The sequence below is a fragment of the Amycolatopsis nigrescens CSC17Ta-90 genome (assembly GCF_000384315.1).
Lineage (GTDB): Bacteria > Actinomycetota > Actinomycetes > Mycobacteriales > Pseudonocardiaceae > Amycolatopsis > Amycolatopsis nigrescens.
The window spans coordinates 2,289,829-2,301,696 of sequence record NZ_ARVW01000001.1; the positions used below are offsets into that span (position 1 = coordinate 2,289,829).

Sequence of the window (11,868 nt, forward strand, 5' to 3'; positions counted from 1 at the left end):
GATGACCACCCAGCTAGCCGAAGCCTGGAGCGGTGGTGACACCCGGCTGATCGGCGCCACCGTGCTGGCGATCGCGCTGATCGTGGTGCTGATCAGCAAGGCGAAGCTGCATCCGTTCCTGGCCCTGATCCTGGGCTCCGGGGTGCTCGGCCTGGTCGCCGGGATGCCGGTGGACAAGCTGATCAAGAGCTTCTCCAGCGGCGTCGGCAGCACCGTCGCGTCGGTCGGCGTGCTGGTCGCGCTCGGTGCGATGCTCGGCAAGCTGCTGGCCGACTCCGGTGGCGCGGAACAGATCGTGGACACCATCATCGCCCGCTCCGGGCCAAAGATGCTGCCGTGGGCGATGGCGCTGGTGGCCGCGTTGATCGGGCTACCGATGTTCTTCGAGATCGGCCTGGTGATGCTGATCCCGGTGGTGCTGCTGGTTTCCCGGCGCAGCGGGCAGCCGTTGCTGCTGCTGGGAATCCCCGCGCTGGCCGGACTGTCCGTGCTGCACGGGCTGGTGCCACCGCACCCCGGCCCGCTGGCCGCGGCCGGCGCGCTGAACGCGAACGTGGGCATCACCCTGGCGCTGGGCCTGCTGGTGGCGATCCCGACGGTGATCGTGGCCGGTCCGCTCTACGGCAAGGTGGCGGCCCGGCTGGTACCGGACGCGGCCCCGCCCGCGCACCTGGTACCCGCCGCCGATCAAGAGTCCGATTCGGACAGTCCCACCCGGCGCCCGAGCTTCCTCGCGACCGTCTCCACGGTGCTGCTGCCGGTGGTGCTGATGATGGCCAAGGCGCTGGCGGATATCTTGCTGGCCAAGGAAAACGAGCTGCGCAGGGTGCTGGACTTCATCGGTGACCCGCTGGTGGCGCTGCTGCTCGCGGTACTGGTCGGCATGGCCACCCTCGGCCGCGCCGCCGGGTTCGACCGGGCCAGGCTGTCCGGCTCGCTGGCCGACGCGCTGCCGCCGATCGCCGGCATCCTGCTCATCGTCGGCGCCGGCGGCGGGTTCAAGCAGACACTGGTGGACGCCGGGGTCGGCGACGTGATCACCCGGCTGGCGACCGGCGCGAACTTCTCACCGCTGCTGCTCGGCTGGCTGGTGGCGGTGGCGATCCGGCTGGCCACCGGTTCCGCGACCGTGGCCACGGTGTCCGCCGCCGGTATCGTCGCCCCGCTCGCGGCCACCCTCGACCCGACCCACGGCGCACTGCTGGTACTCGCGATCGGGGCGGGCTCGCTGTTCTTCTCCCACGTCAACGACGCCGGTTTCTGGCTGGTGAAAGAGTACTTCGGGCTGTCCGTCGGTCAGACCATCAAGAGCTGGTCGATCATGGAGACGGTCATCTCGGTTGTCGCCATCGCCCTGATCCTCCCCCTCGGCGCCCTACTCTGACGTCGTGAGTGAAAAGTGTTGTTCCGGCAACACTTTTCACTCACGAGGGGGTAATGGTCCCTTTGCCTCTTCGAATTCGGCCGAGTTATCCACAGATCGCCGAACGGTACTGGCGACCGCCTCCGCACCTGCCAGCGTCGAACCCATGTTCACCGGAATACACCTCACAACGGCCTCGACGAGAGTGCCGGACCAACGACAAGGCGAGTGGCACGGGCTCCTGATCGAGCAGCACGGCCTGATCACGAACAGGCAGGCCACCGCGCTCGGGATCACCCCGCAGACCATTCGCAGCAATGTGAGCGCGCTTCGATGGCAACCGGTCATGCACGGCGTGTACGCCACGTTCACCGGGCCTCTCCCCCGGGAGACACGCCTGATGGCGGCCCTGCTCTACGCCGGCGCACCGGCGGTGCTGAGCCATCGCACGGCGGCGGAAGAGTGGGGCATGCTCCCGATCGATGACGGGCAGCCGTTGCACGTGACGGTGCCGTACAACTGCTCGGCCGTCTCCCGACTCCCGTTAGTCGCGGTCCATCGATCGCGGGCCTTCCACCACATCGCCACGGTGGACACTCCGTTGCCGCGCACCAGCCGGGCGGACACCATCATCGACGTCGCGGTACAGGAAGACACCGGTTCGCAGGTGCGGACCCGGTTCATCGCGCTCGCCGGCAGCGCACCGGTGTCGATGGTGGCCTTGGCCAGGCAGGTCGAGCTTCGCCCACCCCATCGTTTCCGGACGGCGGTGTGGGAAGCGCTGCAACTGATGCAGGGCGGAGCGTTGTCCGCGCTTGAAGCGGAATACGCGCTACACGTGGAATCCGCGCACGGCTTGCCCGCACCGCAACGGCAGACGCCGGTTTCGGTGAACGGGCGCACGCTCTGGGAGGACATCACCTACGACAACGTGGGCGTACCGCTCACCACCCGGCTGGACGGCCGTGAAACGCATGCCACACCGGGCGTCGCCTTCCGCGACCGGGAACGTGACAACGCCGCCGAACTGGCCGACCGTTCCCGGCTCGTCTACGGCTGGGCCGACGTCACGACCGCGCCCTGCCAAGTGGCCGCACAGGTACTGACGGTACTTCACCGAGCGGGCTGGAAAGGCGCCGCACATCCCTGCTCAACACCGTTTTGCCTGGTCAGCGGTCGTGAGTGAAAAGTGTTGTCCCAGCAACGTTTTTCACTCACGACGTCGTGTCGGCCCAGGCGCGGAGCATGACTCGGGCGATGGAGGAGTTGCCGGGCAGGATCATGTTCGCCGCGCCGCCGCCGATCGGGGTCGGCACCGCGTTGCCGGTGCGCACCTGGCTGTTCTCGAAGGCGGCCCGTACCTCGGCGCGCGAGACCCACAGCGCCTCTTCGATCTCGCCATCAGCCAGGCGCAGCGGCGCGGAGCGGTCCGCCCGCGCGGTGAACCCGAGCATGATCGACCGCGGGAACGGCCACGGCTGGCTGCCGAGGTAACGCGGCTCGCGCACCTCGACGCCGACCTCTTCCCTGATCTCCCGCTGCACGCAGCCTTCCAGCGACTCGCCGGCCTCCACGAAACCGGCCAGCACCGAGTACCGGTCCTTCGGCCAGATCGGCTGACGGGCCAGCAGCACGTGCTCCCCGTTCACGCCGACCTCGTCGTGCACCAGGCAGATCACCGCCGGGTCGGTGCGCGGATACTCCTCGCGCCCGCAGGACTCGCACTTCGTCGCCCAGCCGAACTGCACCCGGCCGGTCCGCCCGCCGCACTTCGCGCAGAACCCCGCGCGCCGGTGCCAGTGCCGCAACGCCAGCGCCGTCGTGTACAGCCCGGCGGAGGTGTCGTCCAGCAGGTCGCCGAACCCGCGCAGCTCGACCCAGACCTCACCGTCGTACCCCGGCGCTTCTTCGGTGAAGCCCCAGCTCCCCCGCATCTGCACCGGGGTCGGCGGCCCGGCCGGGGCGCCGCCGAGCGACCAGTAGTCCACGCCTTCCCACTCGCCGAGGAAGCAGGCGTCCTCCGGCGGTGCGTCGCCGAAGGTGACCGCCTTGCGCGAGGCAAGCGCACTGTCGCCTTCTCTCACCGGAGTGCGCCCATCGTCGTCGAGCAGCACCACCCGCGCGTCGGACCAGCGCGCCAGCAACCGGTCCGGGTCGGTGCGCAGCGCCTCCTGCCGGTCCGCGGTGGACCGGGACAGCGTGGGCAGCGCCCCCAACTGGAAGGGACTGCTCATGCTTGCACCTCCGCGAGTCCGCGCGCCGTGGTCGTCTTGGGCGCCGCGGGTGGACACCGGACTGCTCATGCTCCGGGTTCCCCGACGCTCACCCCGCCGAGCGCGGTCAGCTGCGGCCCGAGTTTCTCCGCGTCGCCAACGACCACCCCGGTGAAGTTCTTCGGTGCGAAGAACTCCAGCGCCGCCGCCGCGACCTCCTCGGCGGTCACCGCGGCCAGCCTTGCCGGATGCTCGGCCAGCCACTCGATGCCCAGCCCGGACGAGCTCAGCGCGGTCAGCTGACCGGACAGCCCGGCCAGCGACGAGGTCGAGGTGACCAGCGAGCCGATCGCGTACTGCCGCACCGACTCCAGCTCTTCGCCGGTCGGCGGGACCAGGCCGAGCCTGCCCAGTTCGTACCGGGTCTCCAGTACCGCGGCCGCGCTCACGTCGTTCGCGGTGTCCGCGTCCACGTTCACCACGGCGGTCTGCCCGGTGAACTCGAACCCGGAGTGCGCGCTGTAGGTGTAACCCTTGTCCTCGCGGATGTTCTCCACCAGCCGGGACGAGAAGTACCCGCCGTAGGCCAGGTTCGCCAGCTGCACCGCGGCGTAGCGCGGGTCGGTGCGCGGCACGGTCTGCGCGGACAGCCGGATCTGCGACTGCACGCCACCGGCCCTCGGCACCAGCAGCAGGTCCCCGCCGGTGAGCACCGGCAGCTCCGGCAGCGCGGTGGCCGAACGATCGGAAACCCAGCCCTGCAACGCCTTCTCCACGTCGGCGACCACGCCGTCGGGATCCACATCGCCGACCACCACGAGCACCGAGCCGCGCGGCAGCAGGGACGCGGCATGCAGCTGCCGCACGTGTTCCGGGGTCACCTCGGCCACGTCGTCCGCCTGCGGCACCTCGTGGGTCACCGGGTGGTCGCCGTAGCGGTGGCGCTGCAACGCCTCCCGCGCGATCGTGCGCGGCTGGGTCCTGGCCACGGCCAGCCGCTCCACCAGCCGCTCGGCCTCCCTGGCCACCTCGGTGTCCAAATAGGACGCCGACGTGAGCGAGTCGGCGAGCACGTCCAGCAGGGTGGGCAGGCCGCTGGACAGCGAGCTGCCGTGCACCGCCAGCCGTTCCGGGTCCACCACCGTGCCGAGGTCGCCGCCGATCAGCGCCAGCTCGGTGTCGATCTCGATCCGGTCGCGCCGCGAAGTGCCGCTGAGCAGCGTCTCCGCCAGCACCTCGGCGGTGGCCGAGTGCAGCGCGGAGGTCCCGGCGAACGGGACCCACAGCCGCAGCTCGGCCAGCGGCACGTTCGCCTTGCGCACGGCCAGCACCCGCAGCCCGTTCGCCAGCACGGTGTCCACATGCGACAGATCGGCGGCGGAACGCTGCTCGCCGAGTGGCGGCACCGCGCGCGGCCCCTGTTCGGTACGGCCGATCTGCTCCGCGCTGCGGTGCGTTGCCGAACTCACTACTTACCTCCCTGTTCGGGCGAAACCACCAGTACCGCGCGCGAATCCGGTCGGAGCGCCTTCGCCGCGGCGGCGACGTCCTCCGGGGTGAGCGCGGCCATCCGGTCGGCAAGGCCGTAGATCAGTGCCGGATCGCCGTAGAGCAGCTCGAACGAGCCGAGCGCGAGCGTCCTGGAGATCAACCTGTCGTGCTCGGAGTGCAGGCTCGCGCTCCAGCGCGCGGTGACCTTGCGCAGCTCCTGCTCGTCCGGCGGGGTCGAAGCCACCTTGTCCAGCTCCTCGTCCAGCGCGCCGAGCACCCGCTCCACGCTGACGTCCGGGGCGTGCACGGCGGTGATCGAGAAGGTGTCCGGGTCGCGGGCCTCGAACGGGCCGAACAGCCCCGCCGACGCGCCGATGTCGGTGACCAGCGGCTCCCGGTGCACCAGCCGCTGCTGCAGCCGGGAACCGTCGCCGTCGGAGAGCACCCCGGCCAGCACCAGGTTCGCCAGGTAGCCGTCCAGCTCGTTGATCGGGTCCGGCAGCCGGTAGCCCACGGCCACCGCGGGCAGCGGCGCGTGCGGGTCGGTGTGCGCGCCGCGCAGCTCGCCGGCTGGCGGCGGCTCGCCGAAGGTGCGGCGAGGCGGCGCCGGCCGGACCGGCACGTCGCCGAAGTGCTTTTCGATCAGCTCGCGGGCCCGGTCGAGGGTGAAGTCACCGGCCACCGTGAGCACCGCGTTGGCCGGCGCGTAGAAGGTGTCGAAGAAGGCCGCGCAGTCGTCCAGCGACGCCTGCTCCAGGTCGGTGAAGTCGCCGTACCCGTTGTGCGCGTTGGGGAAGGTCGAGTAGAGCACCGGCGGCAGCAGGATCCACGGGAACCCGCCGTATGGCCGGTTCAGCACGTTCAGCCGGATCTCTTCCTTGACCACGTCGATCTGGTTGGCCAGGTTCTCGGCGGTCAGCTTGGGCGCCCGCATCCGGTCCGCCTCGAGGAACAGCGCCCGCTCCAGCGCGGCGGCCGGCAGCACCTCGTAGTAGTCCGTGTAGTCCGGATGCGTCGACCCGTTGAAGGTGCCGCCGCTGGACTGCACGTACCGGAAGTGCGCCAGCTTCTCCAGGCTCTCGCTGCCCTGGAACATCAGGTGCTCGAAGAGATGCGCGAAGCCGGTGCGCCCTTCGGGCTCGGACCGGAAGCCCACGTCGTAGTGCACGGAGACGCCGACCACCGGAGCGGTCGCGTCGGGCGCGAGCACCACGCGCAGGCCGTTGTCGAGGGTGTATCGGTGTAACTCCGGGACCGCCATGCAGCCCACCCTACGGGTGAACAGCGCGGGCGGGAGAGCGGACTACCCGGCTTGCCCACTCGGCGCGCCCCGGCCGAAGGCCTCGCTAACGGGGAGGCGGGTCGCCCGGCTACAAACAGGGCCCCGACCAGCCAACTCGCGACCCGTCTACCCGTTCGCGATCGCGCGCTCGAACAGACACGGGGAACGCGTAACTACTGGCGACGGCCCTGTCCGCTGCCCGCGAACGCGCCGACCAGTGCGTCCACGAAGGCGCCGGCGTCCGCCCCGGCGATCCAGTACCGCTCCCGCGAAGGCAGCTCGGGCGTCTCGCCGAGAGCCACCGCATAAGGCAGTGCGCGGTCGGAATCCACGTCCAGCCGCAGCCGGCCGAGCAGGTCGGCGAGCGCGTCACCCCGCGGGGTTCTGACCGGCAGCAGCAGCCCGCCGAGCGCCAGCACCGCACCCGACGCGGCGAGCGCGAGACCGGCCTGCGCGTAACCGGCGGTCAGCGCGAGCAGCACGGTGAGGAACACGCCGTAACAGCCGATCCGGACTCCGGCGCGGAACAGCCGGCCGGTCCGCGTGCCCGGCGGCCGGGTGAACCAGCGGCGGCGCACCAGCTCGGCGTACAGCTCGTCACGCATCGGGCCGAGTGCCACCTCGGCGCGTGACAACGGCACCGAGGTCGAGTCCGCGAACAGGGCGTCGAAGACCAGCCGTTCGTAACCGGTGAGCTGCTCGTCCGGCTCGTTGCGCCGCTCCAGCAGCCAGTCCGGTTCGTCGCGCACCCACAGGTAGTTGCGCACGGCCAGGTCGAGCACCGTGGCAGGCAGCTCGGCCGGGCCCAGCTCCCCGTGCAGCAAGGTGCCCACCTGCCCCGGCAGCACCCCGTCCGGCGAAGAGAACCGGCCGTCCCCAGCGCCCAGCTCCACCGGCCCCGGCGGCGTCCGGACGCGGCGGCGTGCCCGCAGCACCATGCCGAGCACGGCGGCGCACACCACGGCGAACCCGGCCCAGGCCAAGGCCACCGGCGTGGTCAGCACGAAGGCCCCGGCCAGCGTGGCGGCGGGCACCACGTGCGCGTTCGCCGGCACCGTGCCCGGCGGCAGCACGACCGTGGCGTCCATCCGCGTGCCGGGCGCCAGGTTCTGCTGGCTGAACCTGGTCAGCCCGGCATGGTCGATCTGCGCCGCCAGGCACGGCCAGGTCCCGTCCAGCGAGCAGCGCACCGACTTCGGGATTTTCGGGGCGGCGAAAGAGGCGCGGAGCAGTTTCAGCGGACCGTCCCAGCCGCCAGCCAGCGGCCAGGACACTTCCAGCGAGTCACCGGCCGCCCCGACCGCGCCGTCGACCGTGTAGCGGACCACCGAGGTGCCACCGCCCAGCCGCACGGTGAACTCGTCTTCGGTGACTTCGGCGTCGCTGTCGCCCCGGCCTTCGATCGCCACGTCACGCACGGCCAGCACCCGGTCGCGGTCGTTCCCCGCCGGCACGCGCAACGGCACCCGCCTGGTCAGGTGCGCGTCCGCGGGCACCGAGATCGCCTCGGTCACCGAGAGCGCCCCGTCCCGCTGCACCTTCAGCTCGATCTCCGCGCTCTGCGGCAGGGTCGGCAGCGGCGGCCCGTCCTGCGCCCCCGCCGGCGCGATCCCCAGCACCACCCCGACGACCAGAAGGGCAAAAAGCCGGCTTTTTGCCATTTAGGCGGGGACGGGGGACGGGGAAGAAGGGGTGGTGAGGGCAGCGTTCAGGGCGGTGAGGAAGGACGGGAAGTGGGTGGCGAAGCGGGTCAGGTCGCAGTCGCCTTCCAGGCCGCCGAACCAGTACAGCCCGGCCGAACCGTCCGCGGCCGGATCCAGCCGGGCGAACTCGGCCAGCCAGCGCTCGGTCACGCCGAGCACCACCGCATACGGCAGCGAGCGGGAGAACACCAGCTCCCGATCGGCGGGCGGCACGTCGTCCGCCCGCACGGTGCCAAGATAACCGAGCAGCCCGCGGACCTGGCCCGCCAGCAACCGGCCACGCGCGGTGCGGGTGGGCAGCAGCCGAGAGGCCGCGGCGAGCACCAGCCCGGCCACCACCAGTCCGACGCCGAGCAGCGCGTGCCCGACGGAGAGCGCGAGCACCACGGTGACCAGCACGCCGGCCCCGGCCAGCACCGCACCGGCCAGGGTGAGCGGGTTGCGCGCGGTGCCGGGATGCCGGGAGAACCAGCGCTGCCGCACCACATCCGCGTACATCGCGGCACGCACCGGCGCCAGGTCGACCTTGCCCAGCTGGGACAGCAGCACGGTCTGACCGCCGCCGGGCAGCAGCGCGTCGACGACCGCGCGCTCGAACTCGTGCAGCCGCTCGTCCGGGGCGTTGCGCCGGGACAGCTGCCAGTCGGTACCGCCGTCCGCGGCGGTGAGCTCGGCGATCCACAGGTAGTTGCGCACCGCGAGATCGACCACGGTGGCGCTGATGTCCACGGTGTCCACCGTCTCGTCGATCACGGTGCCGACCTGGCCTGGCAGCACCCCGTCCGGGGAGGCGAAGAAGACCCGGTCGCCGTCGCGCAGCAGCATCGCGTCGGCGCCCGCCTGCCCGGCCCCGGCCGTCCGCGCGCCGGCGTCGCGGCGGCGCAGCCACCACAGGAAGCCGAGCCCGGCGAGCAACAATGCCAGCAGCACACCGAGTCCGATCGCGTCCGCGGTACCGAACGCGAACGCGCCCGCCGCGGCCACCGCCTCGAACCTGGCGTTCGGCGGCACCGTGCCGGCGGGCAGGCCGACCGCGAGGTCCACCCGCTCCCCGGCCGCCAGGCCGTCCTGATCGACCTGGATGACCCCGCTGTGCGCGGTCGCCGCGAGGGTGCACCGCCGGTCCGAGCCGAGCGGCCCGGCGAAGCAGTCGATCGCCGAAACGCGCTGCACGGGAGCAACGAAGGAGGCGCCGATCCGGCCGAGCCCGGTCTCCCAGCCGCTCGCCAGCTGCCAGCGAACCTGTTGCTGGTCTTGAAGATCCGCGACCGCGCCGGTCACCCGGTAGCTCACGGTGGCCTCGCCGCGCAGCTTCAGCACGAACTGGTCGCCGGTGACTTCGGCGGTACCCTCGCCCTGCACCACCGGGTCGGCGACGGTGTAACGGCGGTCACGTGCACCGTCCGCCGGCACCCGCAGCGGAACCCGCCGGACCAGCTCCTGCCCGGCCGGCGCCCGCACCGTCTCGGTGACCGCGAGATCGCCGTCACGCAGCAGTTTCAGGGTGACGTCCACGGCCGGCGCGGTCGTGGCCTGCTGGGCGGAGGCGGGAGCGGCCATGAGGGCGGCCGTGACAGCCATGACGGCCCCCATCTTCATGAACACGGACACAGACCATAGCCCTCGCGCCTATGCTGCAAGCGCGATCGTGCGGATTCACCCGCATGTGCGGCCAATGTGGTATTCACACTTGGCCAGCACGCACGAATGTTTGAGGGAGATCCCGACGGATGACGCAGCCTCCGCAGCGGCCATGGCAGCCGCCCCAGGGGCCACCGCCGGGTGCGCGCCCGGTGCCGGGGCAGCTGCCGCCGCAGCCACCGCCGATGGCGCGGCCGGTCACTCCCCAGCCCGGCCAGCCGCCGCTGCAGGTGCCGCACGGGCAGTACGGCGGTAATCAGCCCGGTAACCAACCCGGTAACCAACCACTGCCCGGCGGTCCGCTGCCGCCGCCGCAGCCGAACGGCCAGTGGGGCTACCAGTACCCGATGGGCTACCCGCCGAAGAAGCCCAACACCGGCCCGATCGTGGCGATCTGCCTCGGCGGCGTGCTGGTGCTGGTGCTCGGCATCGTGCTGATCGTCGGGGTCAGCGGTTCGGACCGCAACCGGGTCGCGGACGCGGGCTACGGCTCCGCCCCCACCGCCACCACCAGCTCCTCGCCGAGCTCCTCCCGCGCCTCGTCGAGCAGCTCCTCGTCCAGGTCCAGCAGCTCCAGTTCCAGTTCGTCGAGCAGCTCGTCCTCCACGTCACGCGGCCCGCAGCCGGTCGACGCGCTCGAAGACCACCCGCTGCTGACCAGTGCCAACGCGGGGCTGCAGAACGCGCCGTGCAACCTGCCCGGCTGGCCGAGCGACCCGTCGGCGTCGGAGGCGTTCTTCACCGCGGCCGCCGGCTGCCTCAACAAGGCCTGGGGCACGCTGCTGAACAGCATGAACCTGCCGTTCCACGCGCCGACCCTGCACTTCCCCACCGGCGGCTCGATGGACACCGACTGCGGCACCTTCCAGATCGGCGTCGCAACCGCCGCGTACTACTGCCAGGACAACCTCTACGTGCCGTTCAAGGGCTTGCAGACCAACATGTACGGCAACAAGCCCGGCGTCTACCTGGCGTTGTTCGCGCACGAGTACGGCCATCACGTGCAGGAGCTGACCGGGCTGATGGACGCGGCGTGGGCGAAGATCTACGACTACGGCCAGAACAGCGCGTCCGGGCTGGAAATGGCGCGGCGCAAGGAACTCCAGGCGCAGTGCTTCTCCGGGATCTACCTCGGCTCCACCGCCAACCAGGGCGGCAGCGTGAGCCAGGGCGTGTTCGACACCGCGTGGAACGACCAGGAGACCAGGGGCGACAACACCTCCGGCGGCCGTGACCACGGCACCAACGCGCACTACGCGTCCTGGTGGCGCAGCGGCGCGAAGAGCAACCGGACCGCGCAGTGCAACACCTTCGCGGCCGGCAGCGGGGAAGTCAGCTAGGCGGGGTGAACGGGTTGACCGGTTCGTCCCGGCGCTCGGGCTCCGGCTGCGGGTACACCGGCTGCTGGTAGCCGCTGAGCCTGGCCTGCTCGCGGTTGCGGCGTTCGGCGAGCACGGTGGTCAGGTAGAGCCAGCCCGGCGCCCCCGGCGGCACCGGCACCCCGATCCGCGCGGCGACGTCCTGCGCGAGCTGGTGCCCGAGCGCGTCCCTGGCCTCCGGGCGGAGCTGGCCGAGGCGGCCGAGGTACTGCCTGCCCGCCATCGCCAGGTCCTCGGGCAGTCCGGAAAGGTCCAGCTGGGCGGCCCAGCCGGCCAGCTCCGGCGGCATCATGATCGGCGCCGCGTCCTCGGCCGGCACCCGGTCGCGGATCACCACCGTGCCGGCCAGATGATCGCCGACCCGCTTCGACCTGCCCGAAGCCAGCGACACGACCACCCCCACCGCGCTCCACGCCAGTACCGGGCCGAAGTCCACGATCACCCCGGCCAGCCCGCGGGAAAGGGCGTGCCGGAACCGGATCGGGCCGCCGTCGTCGCGCACCACCCGCAGGCCGAGCGCCATCTTGCCGAGCGTGCGGCCGCCGCTGAGCGCCTCGAACAGCACCGGGTAGCCGACCCGGACCAGCACGAACAGGGTCAGCGTCAGCGCCAGGAACAGCGCCTCGTCGGACACGCCGAACAGCAGCGCCAGGAAGAACAGGCCGAACACGGCCAGCTGCACCAGCACGTCGAGCGCTAAGGCGACCCCGCGGCTGGCCAGCGCGGCGACCCGGAGGTCGAGCACGACGGCGTCCCCGGTGACCAGCTCGGTTTCTCGCTGCACCACGCCAAGAGT

The 11,868-nt window shown here is 71.5% G+C and carries 9 protein-coding genes; 3 read left to right on the plus strand and 6 right to left on the minus strand.

Going from position 1 to position 11,868, the window contains the following annotated elements; translation table 11 throughout:
- Position 1 precedes the first annotated feature (1 nt).
- Both AMYNI_RS0110520 and AMYNI_RS44330 read left to right on the plus strand, forming a co-directional pair.
- The gene (locus tag AMYNI_RS0110520; RefSeq protein ID WP_020667966.1) at positions 2-1,384 is read left to right on the plus strand and encodes a GntT/GntP/DsdX family permease; all 1,383 of its coding nucleotides are present in this window, start codon (positions 2-4) and stop codon (positions 1,382-1,384) included.
- Positions 1,385-1,529: 145 nt separating this feature from the next.
- Entirely contained in the window at positions 1,530-2,549 is a 1,020-nt protein-coding gene (locus tag AMYNI_RS44330; protein ID WP_051116298.1) for a hypothetical protein, read from the plus strand.
- 28 nt (positions 2,550-2,577) lie between these two features.
- On the opposite strand, the gene nudC is transcribed toward AMYNI_RS44330, so the two are convergent.
- The 5 genes from nudC to AMYNI_RS0110550 all read right to left on the minus strand — a co-directional run bounded on the left by nudC (position 2,578) and on the right by AMYNI_RS0110550 (position 9,633).
- Entirely contained in the window at positions 2,578-3,597 is a 1,020-nt protein-coding gene (gene nudC / locus AMYNI_RS0110530; RefSeq protein ID WP_020667968.1) for an NAD(+) diphosphatase, read from the minus strand.
- 65 nt (positions 3,598-3,662) lie between these two features.
- Positions 3,663-5,045 (minus strand): M16 family metallopeptidase, encoded by a 1,383-nt coding sequence (locus AMYNI_RS0110535; RefSeq protein WP_020667969.1) that lies wholly within the window; start codon positions 5,043-5,045, stop codon positions 3,663-3,665.
- Positions 5,045-6,328 carry a M16 family metallopeptidase gene (locus AMYNI_RS0110540; protein WP_020667970.1) on the minus strand — a complete coding sequence of 428 codons (1,284 nt, stop codon included), beginning with the start codon at positions 6,326-6,328 and terminating at the stop codon, positions 5,045-5,047. The genes AMYNI_RS0110535 and AMYNI_RS0110540 overlap by 1 nt, the downstream gene beginning before the upstream one ends.
- A 194-nt stretch (positions 6,329-6,522) precedes the next feature.
- A complete protein-coding gene (locus tag AMYNI_RS44335; protein WP_020667971.1) occupies positions 6,523-7,971 on the minus strand; it encodes a DUF2207 family protein in 1,449 nt (482 codons plus the stop codon).
- A 39-nt stretch (positions 7,972-8,010) separates the two neighbouring features.
- Complete coding sequence (locus AMYNI_RS0110550; RefSeq protein ID WP_245573911.1) at positions 8,011-9,633, minus strand: DUF2207 domain-containing protein; 1,623 nt, start codon at positions 9,631-9,633, stop codon at positions 8,011-8,013.
- 245 nt (positions 9,634-9,878) lie between these two features.
- On the opposite strand from AMYNI_RS0110550, the gene AMYNI_RS0110555 reads away from it, so the two are divergent.
- The gene (locus AMYNI_RS0110555) at positions 9,879-11,033 is read left to right on the plus strand and encodes a neutral zinc metallopeptidase (RefSeq protein ID WP_020667973.1); all 1,155 of its coding nucleotides are present in this window, start codon (positions 9,879-9,881) and stop codon (positions 11,031-11,033) included.
- On the opposite strand, the gene AMYNI_RS0110560 is transcribed toward AMYNI_RS0110555, so the two are convergent.
- Positions 11,026-11,856, minus strand: a complete 831-nt coding sequence (locus AMYNI_RS0110560) for an RDD family protein (RefSeq protein WP_040406777.1) — start codon at positions 11,854-11,856, stop codon at positions 11,026-11,028. The genes AMYNI_RS0110555 and AMYNI_RS0110560 overlap by 8 nt on opposite strands.
- Positions 11,857-11,868 lie beyond the last annotated feature (12 nt).

Bases quoted from the DNA above. Each gene is read 5' to 3' on its own strand.
- AMYNI_RS0110520 (WP_020667966.1), top strand. From the start codon at position 2: ATGACCACCCAGCTAGCCGAAGCCTGGAGCGGTGGTGACACCCGGCTG.
- AMYNI_RS44330 (WP_051116298.1), top strand. From the start codon at position 1,530: ATGTTCACCGGAATACACCTCACAACGGCCTCGACGAGAGTGCCGGAC.
- nudC (WP_020667968.1), bottom strand. From the start codon at position 3,597: ATGAGCAGTCCCTTCCAGTTGGGGGCGCTGCCCACGCTGTCCCGGTCC.
- AMYNI_RS0110540 (WP_020667970.1), bottom strand. From the start codon at position 6,328: ATGGCGGTCCCGGAGTTACACCGATACACCCTCGACAACGGCCTGCGC.
- AMYNI_RS0110550 (WP_245573911.1), bottom strand. From the start codon at position 9,633: ATGGCTGTCACGGCCGCCCTCATGGCCGCTCCCGCCTCCGCCCAGCAG.
- AMYNI_RS0110555 (WP_020667973.1), top strand. From the start codon at position 9,879: ATGGCGCGGCCGGTCACTCCCCAGCCCGGCCAGCCGCCGCTGCAGGTG.